This is a genomic window from Parasphingorhabdus sp., assembly GCF_048267785.1.
Classification (GTDB): domain Bacteria; phylum Pseudomonadota; class Alphaproteobacteria; order Sphingomonadales; family Sphingomonadaceae; genus Parasphingorhabdus.
In genome coordinates this window covers 87,853-105,485 of sequence record NZ_JBLWWU010000002.1, presented here as the reverse complement: position 1 = coordinate 105,485, position 17,633 = coordinate 87,853, and the positions used below count along the sequence as shown (strand labels likewise).

The window sequence follows — 17,633 nt, the reverse complement described above, 5'->3', positions numbered from 1 at the left end:
CGGCGAAGTCGTTGCGGGTGATACTTTAGCGTGTTAGCTGGACATAACAGTTTTGGATAGGAACCCCATATGATCAAGAAATCTCTCGCCCTTCTCGTCGGCACCAGCCTGCTCGCCATCGGCGGCGTTGCCACAGCCCAGCCGCTTGCCGCTACCAGCGCAGCGGCGATGGAGCATCACGAAAATGCGGAGATGACCGAAGGCGAGAAGCTGAAGGCCCTGTTTGCCAAAAGCGACGAGGAAAATCTTAAACGCAATCCGATCGGCGCCCTGTTCCGCGGCGATGAGCGCTATGCCGACCAACTTGGCGATTATATTTCCGACGAATATTTCACGAAAGAAAAAGCTGCGGAAACAGCGGAACTGGCGGCCTTGCTGAAGCTCGACCGTAGCAAGCTGAGCGCCACGGACAAGATCGCCTATGACGTGTTCAAGCGCGACAAGCAGCAGGCACTCAAGGGCTATTCCGACGAGATCATGGCTCTGACCGTCGTCCGTCCGGTCAACCATTTCAGCGGTTTCCACACATTCTATCCGGATTTTGCTTCGGGCAAAGGCGCCGCGCCGTTCAAGACGGTGAAAAATTATGAAGATAATCTCAAGCGCCACAAGCAGTTCATTCTGCTCGGCGACCGCTCGATCAGTCGCTTCCGCGAAGGCATGGAAAGCGGCGTGGTCGAAACCAAATTGACCATCACCAACGTGATCGAACAGCTCGCCACCCAGATTGGTCTGGGCCTCGAGAACAGCCCGTTCATGGCACCGACCAAGAATTTCCCGGAAGATTTCAGCGACGCCGACAAAAAACGGCTGACCAAGGAATATGCGGCGGCAACCAATGAAATTTTTGCCAGCTATCAACGGATGCACGATTTTCTGAAGAACGAATATCTCCCGGTCACTCGTGATGAAGTCGGCTTATCCGGCATGAAGGGCGGCGCGGTTCTCTATGAAAATCTGATCGAAAACACCACCACCCTGCCGCTCAAGGCCGACTATATCCACAATCTCGGTCTCAGCGAAGTCCAGCGGATCAAGACCGAGATGGAAGAGATCAAGACCGAGGTCGGCTTTGACGGCACCCTGTCCGAATTCTTCGAATTTCTGCGCACCGACGAGCAATTCCACCCGGAATCCCGCGAAGCGCTGACTCAGGCCTATTATGACATGGGCAAGAAGGTCGACGCAAAAATCGGCGAGCAGTTCAAGGTCCTGCCAAAATCGCCGCTGGAAATTCGTCCCTATGATGAATCGGTAGAGAAATTCCAGGCCGGCGGTTCCTACCAGAGCGGTACGCCCGACGGCTCGCGTCCCGGCGTCTTCTATTTCAACGCCTATGACCTGCCCTCGCGCAGCACGTCCGGCATCACCACGTTATACCTGCACGAAGGCGCACCGGGCCATCATTTCCAGATTTCGCTGGCTCAGGAAAATACCGACCTTCCGAATTTCATGCGCTTTGGCGGCAACACCGCCTTTGTCGAAGGCTGGGCGCTCTATGCAGAGAAGCTCGGCTTCCCGATGGGCCTCTATAACGACCCCTATCAGCGCTTCGGTCATCTCGACGACGAAATGCTCCGCGCGATGCGGCTGGTCGTCGATACCGGTCTGCACAGCAAGGGCTGGAGCCGGGAAAAGGCGATCAAATATATGCTCGACAACAGCAGCATGGGCGAAACCGATGCCACCGCGGAAGTTGAACGCTATATCGCTATTCCATCGCAGGCCCTGGCATACAAGATCGGTGCGCTGACCATACAGCGGCTCAAGAAAGAAGCACAGGACGCGCTCGGCGACAAGTTCGACCCGCGTGAATTCCACGACCAGGTGCTCAACACCGGCGCGCTGCCGATGACGGTACTGGAGACAAAAATCCGCGACTGGATCAAGTCGCAGGCCTGATCCGGCCGTTTCCAATTGATCAAAGCCGGTATGAAGCAAGAACTGCCTTCATGCCGGCCAGATCGCCAAACCCGTCCGCACAAGCGCACTAACCGCATTTTAAGCATTTCCGGCTAATCGCATTCCCGAAATAGTGGGATGAATGCGATGGAAATGGACGTATCGGGACTGATCGGGGAAATCAAAGCCAAGCAGGCGATTGGCGCGGAAGATGTCATGACGCTGCGCAAAGAGATTTGGCCGGACGGGGTCATCAGCGCGGACGAAGCCGATCTCCTTTTCGAAATCAACGATCTGGACAGCCATCCTAGCGAAGAGTGGCTCGAGTTTTTCGTGGCTGCGATCACCGAATATGTGGTGAACCAGACGGAGCCAAAGGGCTATGTCAGTGATGATAACGCGCAGTGGCTGATGCAGAAAATCGACCATGACGGCAAAGTCGAATCCGCCGCGGAACTGGAATTGCTCGTCCGCACCATGGAAAAAGCCACCGGCACACCGGAGTTGCTGCAGGACTATGTGCTCAAACAAATCGAAGACGCTGTTCTGACCGGCAAGGGCCCGACCCGCGATGGCGGATCCCTGAAACCCGGTTCGATCAGCGACAGCGAAGTCCAGATATTGCGTCGCGCCTGCTATGCCGCCGGATCAGACGGTCCCGGCCGGATCAGCCGCAACGAAGCCGATATGCTGTTCCGGATCAAGGACGCAACGCTCGAAAGTGAAAACAGCAAGCAATGGCCGAAACTGTTTGTGCAGCTGGTTGGCAATTATCTGATGGCCTATGGCGAATATGACATGTTGTGCCGCGCAGAGGCCTCGCGTCTGGAAAATTTCATGGACGACAACAAGGCCAGCGTCAGCGGCTTTTTTGGGCGGATGAAAGATTCCGACATTGGCGGCACATTCAAAAATCTATTCAACACCGATATCTTTGGCAGCAAAAATACAGAATGCGGCCACATTGATGCGGTAGAGCAGGCGCGTAAGCTGACCATGATCGAGAGTAGCTGGCTGCACGGGAAAATTCAGGCCGACCAGAATCTCGATCCGCTGGAAAGCGAGCTCCTCGATTTTATCGCCGACGAATTGGCCGGGACGGGTCACTAGATCAGGGGCTCGCTGTCGGGTTCAGCGCCAGTTCAAAATATTTGACGGATATCTCGCTTCTTTGTGAGGAGAGAGTGCGATATGCGATATTCCGGATTGATGCTGGCCTTGGGCGCAGCAACGGCCTTGTCGCTTTCGCCGCTGCAGGCCACCCCCGATAGCGAGCCGCAGATTGACTATCCCGGTTTTCTCGACCTGAGCCAAGAAGTGGCCGCAGTGCGTGCGGAGCGGCTGATTGATCTGGCGGAATTCCGCCAGCGAGGGGCGAAGTCTGGCACGCTGATACTCGACACGCGCTCCGCCGCTGCCTTTGCCGAAGGTCATATGGCGGGCGCGATAAACCTTCCCTTTTCCGACTTTACCGACAGCAAATTGCGCGCTGTGATTGGTGATAATCCCGACCGGGAAATATTGATCTATTGCAACAATAACTTCAGCAACAATATCCGCCCGATCATGACCAAACGCGCACCGCTCGCGCTCAACATCCCGACCTTCATCAATCTCTACGGCTATGGCTACCGCAATATCTACGAGCTCGGCGCGACCGTCGATCTCCATGATCCGCTGGTGCGATGGGTGGCGGATGATCAGCTGCGCGCTCCCCTTCTCCCGTGAGGGAGAAGGATTGTATTGAAGTGATCGTCTTTCTCTTCCCACCTGAGAGTAGCATGCAACACCGCACATGCTGTTAAGCCCCTCCTCTTCAGAGGAGGGGTTGGGGTGATACCGCACTTGCATTCAGAAACTGGTATCGAACCAGTTTCCTCATATTCCACCCCCATCCCTTCTTTGAAAGAGAGGGGCATATTGCAAAATTCCCTGTCCTACATTGCGCATATCATGATAGCGGGACCTATGGCCCGATATAAAACAGCCGCAGAAAACCCGCCAATTTCCGTCAATCTGGGGCTCGCCCCCTTTTTTCCTTTAACACTGTAAAGTTTGTAAAGTTCGGAGTCCCATGACCAACACTCTCCTACCCGCCGCCCGCGATATTCTCGCCAAGCTGATCGCCTTCGACACCACGTCGCGGAACAGCAATCTTGATCTGATCGCCTGGGTCGAGGATTATCTGGCCGGGCACGGCGTCACTTCGACGCGCGTCGTCAACGCCGATGCCAGCAAGGCCAATCTTTACGCCAGTGTCGGTCCGGACGTTGAGGCCGGGATCATTCTTTCGGGTCATAGCGATGTTGTGCCGGTCGACGGACAGGATTGGCTCAGTGATCCGTGGACGGTGACCGAGCGCAATGGTCTGCTCCACGGGCGCGGAAGCTGTGACATGAAGGGCTTTATCGCGCTGGCCCTCGCCGCCGTGCCGCTGTTCAAAAATGGCGCAAAACCGGTGCATCTGGCGCTCAGCTATGACGAGGAAGTCGGCTGCCTCGGTGCGCCGGCGATGATCGAGGACATGGCGGCGAAACTGCCGAAACCGGCGCTGGCGATTATCGGCGAGCCGACGATGATGAAGGTGATCAACGGTCACAAGGGGATTGCGGTGCACGAGGTCGAAGTGCTCGGCCATGAAGCGCATTCGAGCCTTACCCATCTCGGCCTGTCCGCTAATATGGTGGCGGTCGAGCTGATGCACGATCTGGCCGAACTGGCCCGCAATCTTTGGGAAAATGCAGACCCCTCCTCGCCTTTCATCCCGCCCCACGCGACGCTGACCATCGGCAGGATGCAGGGTGGCACCGCGCCCAATATCCTCGCCCGCCGCGCACATTTTGTCTTCGATCTGCGCTGCCCGCCCGACGTTGATCCGGAGGTCGTGCTCGCACCGTTCAAGGCAAAGGTCGCGGCGCTTGATGGCGAGATGCGCCGCGCCTTCCCCGAAGCGGGTGTCACCATCACCCGCCGGTCCAATGCCCCGCCAATGGCACCTACCGGTTCGCAGGAAGCGGCAGATTTTGTTCGCAGCCTGACCGGCGACAATGGTCCGTCCGGCGTTGTTTCTTATGCTGCCGAGGCCGGGCAATTCCAGCAGGCCGGATTTGCCACCGTGATCTGCGGTCCCGGGTCGATCGAGCAGGCGCACCAGCCAAATGAATATCTGGCAGTCGAGCAATTTGAACGGGGCGCAGATTTCATGGTCAGGCTGGCACAGGCGCTGGCCTAGTGCGGGAATAATGGTCCGGCCGTCCTGAGCCTGTCGAAGGACGAGTGCGCGCAGACCGGTCCTTCGAGAGGCTCGGGACGAGCGAATCGCTGCCAGTAACGGATAACGCTACGGCATCGCCAATATTTGTAAAATCGGCGAAAAACAACTATATTGAGGGAGAAAAGGATCGCTAATGCCCGCAGTAAAAGCCGCCAAACCGAACGAAATCTTCACACCTGAAGAGTGGAAGGCGCTGACCAGTGTCTCGCGCTGGCATGGCCTGTGGCTCACTCTCCACGCCTGGCTGATGGTGGCCCTGGTCACCGGCGGTACGGCTTTATTGTGGCAATGGCACTGGCTCGCCGGCTTGGTTGCGACCCCCTTCGCCATATTACTGATCGGTGGACGACAATTGGGCCTGTCGATCCTGATGCACGAAGGTGCCCACGGCCTGCTCCACCCGAAGCGCAAGATCAACAATTTCGTCGGTCAGTGGCTAACCGGAGCGGCGACCGGCAGCGACCTGCACAGCTATCGCGCCTATCATCTGACCCATCACCGCTTCACCCAGCAGAGCGAAGATCCTGATCTCGGTCTGTCCGCCGCTTTCCCAACCACCAAGGCCAGCCTGCGGCGCAAGATCATCCGCGATCTCACCGGGCAGACCTTCCTCAAGCAGCGCGGCAACCAGTTTGCGGTGGCGTGGAAGGGCCTGAAAGCGATGCTATCGGGCGCAACTGACACCCGCCCACCGGCCAAGCGCGACACCTCGGCAGGAACCCCGCTTAACCGCAATGGCGCTGCCGGCGTGGCTGCGCCCGTGGTCGATCTGGAGGGTGCAAAGCGCACCACACGGACGGTCGGACGCTTCCTGCTGATCCAGCTGGCGGTGCTGCTGGTCAGCCTGGCGACGCTGGGCATCATCCCCTTCCTGATCTGGCTGGCGGCGCTGGCGACCACGTTCCAGCTGATACTGCGCATTCGCAATATCGCCGAACATGCCTGCACCACCACCGGCGGCGATGATCCGTTCAGCCACGCGCGGACGACCAAAGCCAATATGCTGATGCGGATGACACTGGCGCCTTACTGGGTCAATTATCACAGCGAACATCATCTGTTCATGGGCGTGCCCTGCTATAATCTGCCCAAAGCGCATGATCTGCTGATCGCCAAGGGCTATGGCCCGCGGATGACGATCGCCAACAGCTATGGTGAGGTTTTGCGCACCGTGACGCAGCCGGTTGCGGCCTAGGTCGTCTTAACCGCCGCCTTGATCTCGCCAAGATCGGCCTCGAGCTTCGCGATCTTCTCGAGCATCAGCAGGTCGATTTTCTCGTGCAGGCGAATGATGTCGATCTCGGCGCGCAGATTGACTTCATAGTCATGGGCCGCGGCGATCCGGTCCTTGTTGGAGGCACGGTTCTGGCTCATCATGATGATCGGCGCCTGAATCGCGGCCAGCGTCGACAGCATCAGGTTGAGGAAAATAAAGGGATAGGGATCAAAGGCGGCGTTGAACTTGGTGAGAATTTCCGAGTTCAACAACATCCAGCCGAACAGGACGAGCACGAAGCTGATGATGAAAGCCCAGGAACCACCAACGGCGGCAACGCGGTCAGACAGGCGCTCGCCAAAGCTGGCCTGCTCGTCGGCCAAATCAGCGGCATCATCGGCGACTATCTGGCGCGTGACAATGGCTTCGAGAACACCCTTCTCCTCCGGAGAAAGCGCCGCCAGCGGTTTGTCGAGCAATTGCTCGCTGAGTTGCTCGACCGTACGCTTTGCCATCCCAAACTCCCTGTCGCTGTGACTATATGCCGGAAATGATACTATTCGCTGACAAACCTATGCGCCGAACGATCCTTGCGTGTTTTTGCCGGGTCGAAGATCTCGCCGTTCATCGCGATATAGACGCCGTGCGGCAAGGTCTGGGTCGCGGCGAGGGCAAAGCCGACGTTGAACTGCGCATCGCTTATCCGCAGCGACGCCGGTTGCATCGCCCCGGTCAACACGATCGTCTTGCCGGTGATGTCAGACAGCACCCGCGCCGTATCGACCATCGTGTCAGTGCCATGGGTTACGAGTATCTTGTCCGCATCACTAGCCACAACCGCGTCACGGATCGCCGCCCGGTCCGCGTCGGTCAGCTCGAGACTGTCCTTGCGCATCAGCTGCGTCACCCGGTGCGCGACAAAGACATTATTCTCCTGCAACATGTCGGGCAGTGCCGTCGCGCCGATCTGATATTCCGACAGGGCATCGAAATAGACCTTGTCGATGGTGCCGCCCGTGGTAAAAATATCGATCATTGCGGAGACAGCGCTTCGGCGATCAACTTGCGCGTGTTGGCCACGCCATAGAGCGCGATGAAGCTGCCCATACGCGGGCCCTGCGAAGATCCGAGCAGGGTCTCGTACAGCGCCTTGAACCAGTCGCGCAGATTTTCGAAACCGCCTTCCTTGCCGATGGCATAGACGATATTCTGGATGTCCTCGGCCGGTGCATCCTCTGGCAGCGCCGCCAGCTCACGGTCCAGCCGCTCCAGCGCCGCGACTTCGACGCCTTCCGGCTTGCGGCGCTGCAGGGTCGGGGCGATGAAATCCTTGTGATAGGCCATCGCGTTGCCGATCAGCTCTTCGAGATCGGGATAGCGCTCCGGCGTCGCGTCCGGCGCATATTGGCGCAAATAGGCCCAGATCTGCTCGCGATCCGCATCGCCCATCACGCCAACAAGGTTGAGCAGCAGGCCGAAAGTGACCGGGATCGTGTCCGTCGGCACATCGCCATTGTGGACGTGGTGCACTGGATTGCCGAGTCTTTTGTCCGGTGCTTGATCATGCCAGTTGGCGCGGAACTGGAAATATTCATCCACCGCTTTCGGGATGACACCCAGATGCAGTTGCTTGGCCGATTTGGGTTCGCGGAAGATATAGAAGGCGAGGCTGTTCTCCGAGCCATAACGCAACCATTCCTCAAGACTGAGCCCGTTACCCTTGGACTTGGAGATCTTCTCGCCCTTTTCGTCGAGAAACATTTCGTAGATCAGACCTTCGGGCTTGCGCGCGCCAAGCACCTTCGCGATCTTGCCCGACTGCACGCCGCTGTCGGTCAGGTCCTTGCCGTACATTTCATAGTCAACACCAAGCGCGGTCCAGCGCATCGCCCAATCGACTTTCCACTGCAGCTTGGCACCACCCGAGAGGATATTATGCTCGATCATCTCGCCATCATCCTCGAACCGGACAGTCCCGGCATCGGCATCGACGATCTCGACAGGCACCTGCAGAACATGGCCGGTTTTGGGGCTGATCGGCAGAATCGGCGAATAGGTGGCCTGCCGTTCCTTACCCAATGTCGGCAGCATGATGTCCAATATCTGCTGGTTGCAGGCGAGGACGCGCTTCAGCGTCTCGTTAAACGCGCCGCTCTGATATTGTTCGGTAGAAGACATGAATTCATAGTCAAAACCGAAACGGTCGAGAAACTCGCGCAGCATCGCGTTATTATGCGCCGCAAAACTCTCATATTTCTCGAAGGGATCCGGTACCTGCGTCAGCGGCTTGTGCAGATGTTCGGCCAGCATTTTCTGGTTCGGAACATTGGTCGGCACCTTGCGAAAACCGTCCATATCATCGCTGAACGCAATCAGCCGCGTCGGATTGCCGGTCAGCGTTTCATAGGCATGGCGCACCATCGTCGTACGCAACACCTCGTTGAACGTACCGATATGCGGCAGGCCCGAGGGACCATAGCCGGTTTCAAACAGCATCGGCTCGCCACCCGGCTTGGGCGCCGGTGCCCCGCGCTCGCCGCGATAGCGTTTGAGCAGCTTGCGGGCTTCCTCGAACGGCCACGCTTTGGAATTTTCTGCTGCTTCACGATAATCGGTCACAATTGGTCCTTCTCAGTCAATGCTGCGCAAATAGTAGCCTTAGCCGATATGGCAAGGTAGAACGCAACAAAAGCGGGAGAATGAACATGGAAATGCTGATCTCAGGGGTTCTGCTTTGGAGCCTGGTACATTTGATGAAGTCGGTGACGCCGGGCCTGCGCGCCTCGATCCAGAGCGCCATTGGCGAAGGACCACACAAGGGTCTGGTTGCGCTGATCCTGCTGGGTTCGCTGGCCTTGATGATTTTCGGCTGGCGTTCGGCCACCCCTGAATTTGTCTATGATCCGCCTACTTGGGGCCGCCATGCCAATATGACGCTGATGTTTGTCGCGATCCTGTTGCTCGGTGCCGCGCAAGGCGCTTCGCGAATCCGGCAATGGATTCGGCATCCAATGCTAACCGGAGTTCTCCTTTGGGCAATCGGCCATTTGCTCGCCAACGGGGACAGCAGATCGCTGGTCCTGTTCGGCGGCCTTGGCCTCTGGGCGCTGATCTCGATCTTCACCATATCGCACAACGAAGGTGCATGGGTGAAACCGGTCAAGATTGCGAGCATCGGCCGGGAATTGCTGAGTCTGGTGATCGCAGCGGTCCTCTATGCCATTTTGCTGTTCGTCCATCCGTGGATCGCTGGCGTACCGGTCATCGCCGGCTAAAATGTCCGCGCCTTTCCCCTATCCCGCGCTCCACGCCAGCCATAGCGGTATCTGGATTTGCTCAAATGATGGCGAAACCCGCGCGATTGGCAAGGGCGAGGCGATCGGGCGTGTGGCGGAGACGCCACATATACTGCTCAATGCACCGCTTCTGGGGCAGAGGCTGGGCTATCCCGATCTGTCTGGGCTGGACCTGCTGGAGCTATACGCCTTTATACATCCGGCCCAATTTGTGGTTCCCACACCGTCGGGTCTCGCCAAGACCCTTGGCCTGCCGCCGCCAGAGCAGGAGGCCGATATTGCGGCCCTCTACCGGGAAGCCGCACAGCGACTTCTGGAAGGATTGGAAGCTCCTTTCTGGAAAGAACGGGAAGGTGCGTGGAGCAGCGCCCAGGCGCTATACCGGCTGCGCTGGCCCTGGGCGCAGGAGGTCGGAAAAAAGTTGACAAAGCCAGTCGAGACCGAACGCTGGCTCTTTTCCAAACTCGACGAGTGGGAAGAAGAGGCTCCGCGCCCCGCACCCCGATCAATTAGCATGAACAAACAGGAAACGCTGGCCACGCTGAACAGTCTGACCGGTGAGGGATCGGAGGAACGCGAGGGCCAAAAAAGCTATGCCGCAGCGGTCGCCCAGATTTTCAATCCGCGCAAGATCAGGGGCGCTCCCAATATGCTGCTCGCCGAAGCGGGGACTGGGATTGGCAAGACACTCGGCTATCTCGCGCCAGCTTCGCTCTGGTCCCGTCAGGCGGGTGGCGCGGTATGGATTTCCACCTTCACCAAAGCGCTGCAACGCCAGCTCGACCGGGAGACCCGCCGCATCTACCCGGATGAAGAAACATTTCGCCGAAAGGTTGTCGTGCGCAAGGGACGGGAAAATTATCTCTGCCTGCTCAATCTGGAAGACGCGCTGCAAGGCGGTTTTGCCGGGCGCGCCGCAATCCTTGCCCATCTCGTCGCGCGATGGGCCGCCTACAGCAAGGACGGCGATATGGTCGGCGGCGATTTGCCCGGATGGCTGACCACATTGTTCCGCCGCAACGGCGCAACGGCCTTGACCGACCGGCGCGGCGAATGTGTCTATGCCGGGTGCCCGCATTATCGCAAATGTTTCATCGAGAAAGCGGCGCGCGCCAGCCAGCAGGCCGATATCGTCATTGCCAATCACGCACTGGTCATGGTCAATGCCGCCCGCGGACGTGAACAGCAGAACCGGCCGACCCGGCTGATTTTTGACGAAGGCCATCATTTGTTCGATGCCGCCGATTCGATGTTCGCGGCACGGCTATCCGGTCAGGAAGCCATCGAAATAAGGCGTTGGGTAATCGGCCCGGAGTCCAAATCCCGGGGCCGCCGTCGCGGCCTGGCCGCGCGCCTTGCCGATCTCGCATCCTATGACGAAGAAGGCGGCCGCGCGATTGAAAGGGCCCTCCATGCAGCCGAGGCCCTGCCCGGCGATGGGTGGCTCCAGCGGATTGGTGAAGGAGAGCCGTTCGGCCCGATTGAAGCCCTGCTACAGGAGGTTCGCGCGATGGTCTTTGCCCGCGACGAAAGTCAGAGCGCCGATGCGGGCTATGGTCTCGAAACCGAACTGACCGATATAGAAGGCCCGATGATCGACGCCGTCGCCACTGCCGCAGAGGCAATGGATGCCCTGCTCAAGCCTCTGGTCCGGCTGGGCCAGCGAATCGAACATCTGATCGAGGAAGGCCCCGACTGGATGGATGCCCCGGCCCGCGCGCGGATGGAAGGTGCCTTGTCAAGCCTCAGCTGGCGTTGCGACACCCTGTCCGGCTGGCTTTCCCTCCTGTCGCGTATTGGTGGTCCAGCCGACCCCGATTTCGTCGACTGGTTGATGATCGACCGGTTCGAGGGCCGCGAATATGACATTGGTATCTGCCGCCACTGGCTTGATCCGACCATACCAGTGACCGAGGTCGTCACAAAACCCGCCCATGGCGTGATGATCACATCTGCGACTCTGAAAGGCGGCGGCGGCTGGGATACCGCCCGTGCACGCAGCGGTGCTGTCCACCTTGAACATGCCCCACAGGAATTCGAAGTCGCCAGTCCGTTTGACTATCCCAATCAGGCGAAGGTCATCATCGTCACCGATGTCAGGCGCGGCGATATGGCCGGGCTGGCCGGTGCCTATGCCCAGTTGATAGAAGCCTCGGCGGGCGGTACGCTTGGCCTGTTCACCGCGATCCGACGCCTGCGCACGGTATACGCCCGAATCGCAGACCGGATGGCGCAGAGCGGATTGCCGATCTACGCCCAGCATGTTGATCCGATTGATACCGGCACATTGGTCGATATTTTTCGCGATGATCCCAAGGCCAGCCTGCTTGGCACCGATGCCTTGCGCGACGGCGTGGATGTCCCCGGCCAGAGCCTGCGCCTTGTCGTGATGGAATCGGTGCCGTGGCCACGACCGAATATTCTCCACCGCGCGCGCAAGCTCGCCGGCGGTGGCAGTGCCTATGATGACCGGATCATTCGCGCGCGTCTGGCCCAGGCCTTCGGCCGAATCATCCGTCGCGCTGATGATCATGGCCATTTTGTCATCCTCTCTTCCTCCTTCCCCTCGCGTCTGTTCTCGGCCTTCCCCGAAGGAACGCCGATCGAACGCATGCCGCTGGAACAGGCCCTGGCAGCGATACGCCAGGCCACATCAAAAATGGAACAATCCGGTCTTCCAACTGAAACAAGTTTGATGCATGACAATCCGCAATGAAAAAACTTACACTCCTGCGCCACGCCAAATCCGGCTGGGACGATCCAGTCGAACGCGATTTTGATCGCCCCCTGAACAAGAAGGGCAAACGCGCGGCAGCGGTCATGGGCCGCTTCATCCAGCGCAATGGCCTCACCTTTGACCAAATTCTGGCATCTCCGGCCGTACGGATAATCGAGACGCTAGAAAATGTGGAGGAAGCCAGTGGTCTGGCGATGGAGCCGACCTGGGATCGAAAGATTTACCTCGCCTCTTCCGCTACGTTGCTCGATGTATTGCGCGGTGCCCGTACAGATGCCAATCATATCCTGATGGTTGGCCATAATCCGGGACTGGAAGACCTGATCTTCGATCTGGTTCCCGACGACGGAAGCTCTCCGGCACGCGATGAAGTGGAAACAAAATATCCGACCGCGGCGCTGGCCGAGATGACTCTCGCGATCGACAACTGGGCTGATATTACAGAAAACTGCGGTACACTGGATCGCTTTACCCGACCACGTGATCTCGATCCGGAACTGGGGCCGAATTACGACTAGGCGTGATTAAGCGCCTGCGACAGCTTATCGCGAATTGATTTCAACTCCGCCATGATCAGACTGTTCTCTTCCTGGCTATCGGTCGCCAACGGCACATCAGTGACAGCCATTTGCGGCGCGTCCTCGACCATCGCGGGTCCGCGGCGCCGGGAGGCGAGGAATTTTCGGGCACCCTTGATCGTATAGCCTTCTTCGTTGAGCAAACGATTAATCGTCTTGACCACCTCCACATCTTCGGGGCGATAATGACGTCGGGCTCCGGCCCGTTTGAGCGGGGCCAATACCGCAAACTGATCTTCCCAATAGCGCAAGATATGAGGCTTGATGCTCAGCTCCTTAGACAGCTCTCCAATCGTCCGGAAAGCCCCTTGTTCTTTGGTCATACACTACTCCCCCGGGTACGCCGGGTCCATTAACCTGCGGCGATAATTCTGTCACGCATCGTTTGACTGGCGCGAAAAGTGAGAACCCGGCGCGGTGCAATCGGCACTTCAATGCCGGTCTTGGGATTGCGACCGGTGCGTTCACCCTTGTCACGCAGCACGAAGGTGCCAAATCCCGAAATCTTGACATTTTCACCATCGACCAGTGCCTCGATCATATGATCGAGAATCGATTCCACCATGACAGCGCTGTCGGCTCGCGACAGGCCAACCTGCCGATTCATTGTTTCGGCCAAATCGGCACGGGTCAGGGTGTTTGTATAGCTCATCACAATATCTTCCATCAAGAGATTGAAAATTAACCAAAGCTATAGATCAAATCCAAGCTTTTGTAAATGTCGACCGCAAACTTACCAGTGGATTTCAGGCAATTAGCCCGATATGCGAATAAGATGACCGATAAACATCCCAAACCTGTCGCCCTCGCCGAACTGCTCGACCAATGTGGCCCCGGCGGATCAGACAATCCCGTCACTCTGCCGCAAAGCTGGACGCAAGGCCGAACGGCCTTCGGTGGCCTGTCCGGCGCGCTTGCCTATCAGGCCGCGAGTCATATCGAAAATGACCTGCCACCACTGCGGTCGGCGCAAATTGCTTTTACCGGCCCGCTGTTCGGCACGCTGACGGCAGAAACCGCAATGCTGCGCCGCGGCAAGAGCACAGCATTTGTCCAGTCAGAGATATTCGGCGACAAGGGCCTCGGCCTCCACTGCAATTTTATTTTTGCCGCGCCCCGCCCGACAGAAGTCAGAACATCCGACATTGTCGCGCCCGATTTCCCCTCCCTTCCTCATGGCGAGGACCTGCACAGCGGTCCCCCACAATTTTTCACCTCGAACATGGAATATGTCGGCAAGCGGATCGATACCAGCACCAAGACCAACCGTTTGACCCGCTGGATGCGGCTGAAACAACGCGACGGACTTGACCCGGTCGCTGAAATCATCTGCATGTGCGACAGCTTGCCGCCTTCGGTCATGGGACTGCTAGACAAGAACGCAATGGTCAGTTCGATGAACTGGCAGGTCAATATCATCGCCGAGGAGCTCACGACCCATGATGGCTGGTGGCTGATCGATTCTCACACCCACCATGCCGATCATGGAGCGAGCAGCCAATATATGAGCGTCTGGAACAACAACCGCGAACTGATCGCGACCGCAATGCAAAGCGTGGCCTATTACGCCTGATCAGGCGGGCACAGGCGATCAATATCGGCAACTCATTCGCTGGCTTCTCTCAAGGCCTGACGGCGAAAGTCACGCGGAGGAATTCCATATTGCGACTTGAAAGTACGACTGAAATGCGCCGAGCCGTTGAAACCCCAGCGAAAGCAAATCTCGGTCACCGACATATTGATATAAACGGGGCTGATCAGATCGGCCCGGCATCGTTCGAGGCGGCGGGTGCGGACATAATTGCTGAACGTCTTGCCCGATTCAGCAAAAAGATTCTGGAGATAGCGCAATGATGTTCCGTGCGCCTTCGCGACTTTCGCCGGCTCCAGTTCCGGATCTCCAAGCATCGTCTCGATCGTCTGGCATATGCTATGGAGATTGGTCTGGCGGGCGTTGGCTTCACACCCGATAAGCGGGCTCGTGCCGTGGCTGGTCAGACAGGTCAGCAAGAATTCGGTCAGGGACAGTTCGATGGGACGCAATTGGGAACTGCTCAACTCGTCAAGCGAGGTGGCAAGCGCCGACAGCATACGGGCAAAGACATGGTTGATGCCGGACTGACCAGACAGGTGACCGAGCGGCATCGACAAAGGCGCGACAAGGCGCGCGCTCAACGCCACATCGGGCACCTTGACGAATAATTGAGTGAAATCGGTGGTGAAATTCAGACGCGCCGGGACGCCGGTCGGCCCGAATAACAGATCGTCCGGCTTTAGATCGATGGTCCGATCAACATCGGTCAATGTAGCCTGGCCAGAAACGAGTTGTGACAACCAAATACCGGGCTGCTGAGCGGTATAACGCCCCGCGACCTCTTGCGGCGTGCCGCTGACGCGAGCCAGTTCAATTCCCAGCGGTGAAACCAGACATGTGACCCTACCGCTTATTTTGTCGGGTTCAGCTATAGACGAAACCGGCAGTTTTAGCCGTTCCATCGCCTGCTGCCAGGCGCCGAGACGGTCTGCGGGGGCGATGTCATCTGTTTTGAAAGTCCAACTGTCCATGACCACCTTCTCCATCGGCTGTTTGATGAAGCGCCACCAGTCAGACCTCGTCTGCCTCATAGAGCAACAGGCTGGTCATGCCCAGTGAAGAGAAGGTAATATAATCGGATAGAAATTCGATGCTATCCCATTTTGTTCGCGTACCCAGCACATAGAGCAAGGGCCAGTAATGATCTTCTGACGGGACCGCCAGACGCGCATCCTCATCGATCTCGCGAACGTTGAACAATCCCTCCGGCCGATCGTCTATGATCTGTTTTTTGACATAATCGTTGAAACGCACTGCCCATGGATAGGGCTGCGCGGCGTCATCCCATTGCAGAACACCCAGATTGTGGACGATATTCCCACTGCCCGCAATCAGTATCCCTTCGTCACGCAGCGGCTTGAGTCGTTCGGCGAGCGCATGATGCCAGGCTTCGCCCTGCCTTGCATCGATGCTGAGTTGAACTACGGGCACATCGGCATCCGGGTAGGCCTTGCTCAACACCGACCATGTTCCGTGATCGAGCCCCCATTCATGGTCAAGTGTCACCGGTTCGGGTGCCAGCAACTCGCTCACGCGCATGGCCAGCTCAACGCTACCGGGTGCCGGATAATTTTGCGTGAACAGTGCGGCTGGCAGAGAACGACCGAAATCATGAATCGTAGGCGGGGATGCCATAGCCGTCACCCGCACACCCGACGTACACCAATGCGCGGAGACGATCAGGATTGCCCGCGGTTTTCCTATGCGGCGAGCAATGTCTGCCCACGTACGCGTCGCATCATTATCCTCCAGCACATTGGTCGGACTGCCATGTCCGAAAAAGACAACGGGCATCCGCTTTCCGCCGATAAGGTTATCCGCTTCCATCACTTGCGCGCACGCCATTGTTGCCATGCCTTTTGATAACGGGGCACGAGCCAGCCATTAAAGGCTTGCTGTGCGCCTTCCTGCCAGGAATAGCGACCGCGTATCGCATGACGCGAGCGCAAACCGACCTGTACCAGTTCATCGACATGAAAGTCCTGTGAGATAATTTCCTCGGAAGCGGCCCAATTCATCTGCAGCTTGTGCTCATAGGAAGGATCCTTGGTTGCATCAGGCGCTACCAACAGGCCCGTGTCCATCGTATGGTGCTCCGGCCCTTCTGCACGGATGATCAAATAGATCACCATGTCGCTCATCATCACCAGCGACAAGGTTGGCGGGATGTTGACAAATGTCATCCGGTTCCGCTCTTCCTCAGATAGATCAGGAAAAACAGGCAGCAACGCGCGCTGTGTCGCGTTGAAGCTGGCATCCTTGTGAAGCGTGCCGTTAGTACGATAATAGCCTGCGGTATCCGCCGGCAATTCGGGAAATACAGCTTGCTCGCTAGGGACGAAATCATGCAGAGGCCCCTGGTGTAAACGACTGGCGTGATAGCCGTCGTTGTTGTTTTCCAGCATGACCTTCCAGTTCCACGGGTGACGCTCACCTGGTTCCGGTCGGGGGCCTTCTGCATTGGCAAGGTCATAGTTGGCGATGAGACTGGACAGCGAGGATAAGCGTGGCGCCAGCGGAGCAGCCTCTGGATCAAAATTGATGAAAATAAATCCGTGCCAGATTTCCACCTGGAAGGTGGGCAACGCAATATTCTTGCGGTCGAAATTACAGGTCTTTCCCATCGCGGGAGCGTTTACCAGGGCACCGTCGAGACCGTAGGTCCAATGATGGTAGGGACATACGAATGCGCGTGCGTTGCCAGCGCCTTCGGCGACCAACATCGCGCGATGCTGACATACCGACGACATGGCGCGCAGGACACCGTCAAGGCCACGTGCAATAACGATGGGCTCATCGACGATGTGGGTTGTAAAATAGTCGCCCGGCTGTTGCACCCAGCTTTCACGCCCCACGCACAACCATTCGTGATTGAACACTGCCTCCTTCTCGAATTCATAGAACTCGGCATCGGTGTAACATTCCGGAGCAAGGGTAACCGCCTCGTCTACGGACAAAGCCGACAGATCCATCGCGTTAAAAAGTGTGTCATTCAAGATTGACCGAGTCATGGGAAGCCCCCCTCCTTCATTATCC

At 57.7% G+C, this 17,633-nt stretch carries 17 protein-coding genes; 9 read left to right on the top strand and 8 right to left on the bottom strand.

Annotated elements, in window-relative coordinates; translation table 11 throughout:
- Nucleotides 1–69 precede the first annotated feature (69 nt).
- The 5 genes from ACN0VD_RS02560 to ACN0VD_RS02540 all read left to right on the top strand — a co-directional run bounded on the left by ACN0VD_RS02560 (nucleotide 70) and on the right by ACN0VD_RS02540 (nucleotide 6,371).
- On the top strand, nucleotides 70–1,902 hold the full coding sequence (locus ACN0VD_RS02560; protein WP_417591287.1) for a DUF885 domain-containing protein: 1,833 nt from the start codon (nucleotides 70–72) through the stop codon (nucleotides 1,900–1,902).
- Between the two features lie 147 nt (nucleotides 1,903–2,049).
- Nucleotides 2,050–3,012 (top strand): hypothetical protein, encoded by a 963-nt coding sequence (locus tag ACN0VD_RS02555; protein ID WP_417591285.1) that lies wholly within the window; start codon nucleotides 2,050–2,052, stop codon nucleotides 3,010–3,012.
- An 81-nt stretch (nucleotides 3,013–3,093) separates the two neighbouring features.
- Nucleotides 3,094–3,630, top strand: coding sequence for a rhodanese-like domain-containing protein (locus ACN0VD_RS02550; RefSeq protein ID WP_417591283.1), 537 nt, complete (start codon nucleotides 3,094–3,096; stop codon nucleotides 3,628–3,630).
- Nucleotides 3,631–3,976: 346 nt separating this feature from the next.
- The gene (gene argE / locus ACN0VD_RS02545; protein ID WP_417591281.1) at nucleotides 3,977–5,134 is read left to right on the top strand and encodes an acetylornithine deacetylase; all 1,158 of its coding nucleotides are present in this window, start codon (nucleotides 3,977–3,979) and stop codon (nucleotides 5,132–5,134) included.
- A gap of 175 nt (nucleotides 5,135–5,309) precedes the next feature.
- Entirely contained in the window at nucleotides 5,310–6,371 is a 1,062-nt protein-coding gene (locus tag ACN0VD_RS02540; protein ID WP_417591279.1) for a fatty acid desaturase family protein, read from the top strand.
- Here the strand turns inward: ACN0VD_RS02540 and ACN0VD_RS02535 are convergent.
- From ACN0VD_RS02535 to ACN0VD_RS02525, 3 genes are read right to left on the bottom strand one after another with little or no spacing between them, the layout of a single operon-like run.
- Entirely contained in the window at nucleotides 6,368–6,907 is a 540-nt protein-coding gene (locus ACN0VD_RS02535) for a DUF1003 domain-containing protein (RefSeq protein WP_417591277.1), read from the bottom strand. The two genes, ACN0VD_RS02540 and ACN0VD_RS02535, sit on opposite strands and share 4 nt — an antisense overlap.
- Before the next feature lie 41 nt (nucleotides 6,908–6,948).
- Entirely contained in the window at nucleotides 6,949–7,428 is a 480-nt protein-coding gene (locus ACN0VD_RS02530) for an asparaginase domain-containing protein (RefSeq protein WP_417591275.1), read from the bottom strand.
- The gene (locus tag ACN0VD_RS02525) at nucleotides 7,425–9,011 is read right to left on the bottom strand and encodes a lysine--tRNA ligase (protein WP_417591273.1); all 1,587 of its coding nucleotides are present in this window, start codon (nucleotides 9,009–9,011) and stop codon (nucleotides 7,425–7,427) included. Before ACN0VD_RS02525 ends, ACN0VD_RS02530 begins: the two co-directional genes overlap by 4 nt.
- An 86-nt stretch (nucleotides 9,012–9,097) precedes the next feature.
- On the opposite strand from ACN0VD_RS02525, the gene ACN0VD_RS02520 reads away from it, so the two are divergent.
- The 3 genes from ACN0VD_RS02520 to ACN0VD_RS02510 are packed head-to-tail and all read left to right on the top strand — an operon-like array spanning nucleotide 9,098 to nucleotide 12,943.
- On the top strand, nucleotides 9,098–9,667 hold the full coding sequence (locus ACN0VD_RS02520) for an NnrU family protein (protein WP_417591271.1): 570 nt from the start codon (nucleotides 9,098–9,100) through the stop codon (nucleotides 9,665–9,667).
- A gap of 1 nt (nucleotide 9,668) precedes the next feature.
- Complete coding sequence (locus tag ACN0VD_RS02515; RefSeq protein ID WP_417591269.1) at nucleotides 9,669–12,404, top strand: ATP-dependent DNA helicase; 2,736 nt, start codon at nucleotides 9,669–9,671, stop codon at nucleotides 12,402–12,404.
- The gene (locus tag ACN0VD_RS02510) at nucleotides 12,401–12,943 is read left to right on the top strand and encodes a SixA phosphatase family protein (RefSeq protein ID WP_417591267.1); all 543 of its coding nucleotides are present in this window, start codon (nucleotides 12,401–12,403) and stop codon (nucleotides 12,941–12,943) included. Before ACN0VD_RS02515 ends, ACN0VD_RS02510 begins: the two co-directional genes overlap by 4 nt.
- Here the strand turns inward: ACN0VD_RS02510 and ACN0VD_RS02505 are convergent.
- Both ACN0VD_RS02505 and ACN0VD_RS02500 read right to left on the bottom strand, forming a co-directional pair.
- Nucleotides 12,940–13,326: a MerR family transcriptional regulator gene (locus tag ACN0VD_RS02505; RefSeq protein WP_417591265.1), complete on the bottom strand. Its 387-nt coding sequence runs from the start codon at nucleotides 13,324–13,326 to the stop codon at nucleotides 12,940–12,942. The two genes, ACN0VD_RS02510 and ACN0VD_RS02505, sit on opposite strands and share 4 nt — an antisense overlap.
- 29 nt (nucleotides 13,327–13,355) lie before the next feature.
- Entirely contained in the window at nucleotides 13,356–13,655 is a 300-nt protein-coding gene (locus tag ACN0VD_RS02500; protein WP_339692426.1) for an integration host factor subunit alpha, read from the bottom strand.
- A 123-nt stretch (nucleotides 13,656–13,778) separates the two neighbouring features.
- Between ACN0VD_RS02500 and ACN0VD_RS02495 the strand changes: the two genes are divergently transcribed.
- Nucleotides 13,779–14,576: a thioesterase family protein gene (locus ACN0VD_RS02495; RefSeq protein ID WP_417591263.1), complete on the top strand. Its 798-nt coding sequence runs from the start codon at nucleotides 13,779–13,781 to the stop codon at nucleotides 14,574–14,576.
- Nucleotides 14,577–14,608: 32 nt separating this feature from the next.
- Here the strand turns inward: ACN0VD_RS02495 and ACN0VD_RS02490 are convergent, their stop codons facing one another.
- The 3 genes from ACN0VD_RS02490 to ACN0VD_RS02480 are packed head-to-tail and all read right to left on the bottom strand — an operon-like array spanning nucleotide 14,609 to nucleotide 17,608.
- A complete protein-coding gene (locus ACN0VD_RS02490; protein ID WP_417591261.1) occupies nucleotides 14,609–15,568 on the bottom strand; it encodes a helix-turn-helix domain-containing protein in 960 nt (319 codons plus the stop codon).
- 40 nt (nucleotides 15,569–15,608) lie between these two features.
- Entirely contained in the window at nucleotides 15,609–16,442 is an 834-nt protein-coding gene (gene ygiD / locus ACN0VD_RS02485) for a 4,5-DOPA dioxygenase extradiol (protein ID WP_417591259.1), read from the bottom strand.
- Nucleotides 16,424–17,608, bottom strand: a complete 1,185-nt coding sequence (locus tag ACN0VD_RS02480; RefSeq protein WP_417591256.1) for an aromatic ring-hydroxylating oxygenase subunit alpha — start codon at nucleotides 17,606–17,608, stop codon at nucleotides 16,424–16,426. The genes ygiD and ACN0VD_RS02480 overlap by 19 nt, the downstream gene beginning before the upstream one ends.
- Nucleotides 17,609–17,633: the final 25 nt, after the last annotated feature.

Excerpts from the sequence above, each read along its gene's own strand:
- ACN0VD_RS02560 (WP_417591287.1), top strand. The coding sequence starts at position 70 with ATGATCAAGAAATCTCTCGCCCTTCTCGTCGGCACCAGCCTGCTCGCC.
- ACN0VD_RS02555 (WP_417591285.1), top strand. The coding sequence starts at position 2,050 with ATGGAAATGGACGTATCGGGACTGATCGGGGAAATCAAAGCCAAGCAG.
- ACN0VD_RS02550 (WP_417591283.1), top strand. The coding sequence starts at position 3,094 with ATGCGATATTCCGGATTGATGCTGGCCTTGGGCGCAGCAACGGCCTTG.
- argE (WP_417591281.1), top strand. The coding sequence starts at position 3,977 with ATGACCAACACTCTCCTACCCGCCGCCCGCGATATTCTCGCCAAGCTG.
- ACN0VD_RS02540 (WP_417591279.1), top strand. The coding sequence starts at position 5,310 with ATGCCCGCAGTAAAAGCCGCCAAACCGAACGAAATCTTCACACCTGAA.
- ACN0VD_RS02535 (WP_417591277.1), bottom strand. The coding sequence starts at position 6,907 with ATGGCAAAGCGTACGGTCGAGCAACTCAGCGAGCAATTGCTCGACAAA.
- ACN0VD_RS02530 (WP_417591275.1), bottom strand. The coding sequence starts at position 7,428 with ATGATCGATATTTTTACCACGGGCGGCACCATCGACAAGGTCTATTTC.
- ACN0VD_RS02520 (WP_417591271.1), top strand. The coding sequence starts at position 9,098 with ATGGAAATGCTGATCTCAGGGGTTCTGCTTTGGAGCCTGGTACATTTG.
- ACN0VD_RS02515 (WP_417591269.1), top strand. The coding sequence starts at position 9,669 with ATGTCCGCGCCTTTCCCCTATCCCGCGCTCCACGCCAGCCATAGCGGT.
- ACN0VD_RS02510 (WP_417591267.1), top strand. The coding sequence starts at position 12,401 with ATGAAAAAACTTACACTCCTGCGCCACGCCAAATCCGGCTGGGACGAT.
- ACN0VD_RS02505 (WP_417591265.1), bottom strand. The coding sequence starts at position 13,326 with ATGACCAAAGAACAAGGGGCTTTCCGGACGATTGGAGAGCTGTCTAAG.
- ACN0VD_RS02500 (WP_339692426.1), bottom strand. The coding sequence starts at position 13,655 with ATGAGCTATACAAACACCCTGACCCGTGCCGATTTGGCCGAAACAATG.
- ACN0VD_RS02495 (WP_417591263.1), top strand. The coding sequence starts at position 13,779 with ATGACCGATAAACATCCCAAACCTGTCGCCCTCGCCGAACTGCTCGAC.
- ACN0VD_RS02490 (WP_417591261.1), bottom strand. The coding sequence starts at position 15,568 with ATGGACAGTTGGACTTTCAAAACAGATGACATCGCCCCCGCAGACCGT.
- ygiD (WP_417591259.1), bottom strand. The coding sequence starts at position 16,442 with ATGGCGTGCGCGCAAGTGATGGAAGCGGATAACCTTATCGGCGGAAAG.
- ACN0VD_RS02480 (WP_417591256.1), bottom strand. The coding sequence starts at position 17,608 with ATGACTCGGTCAATCTTGAATGACACACTTTTTAACGCGATGGATCTG.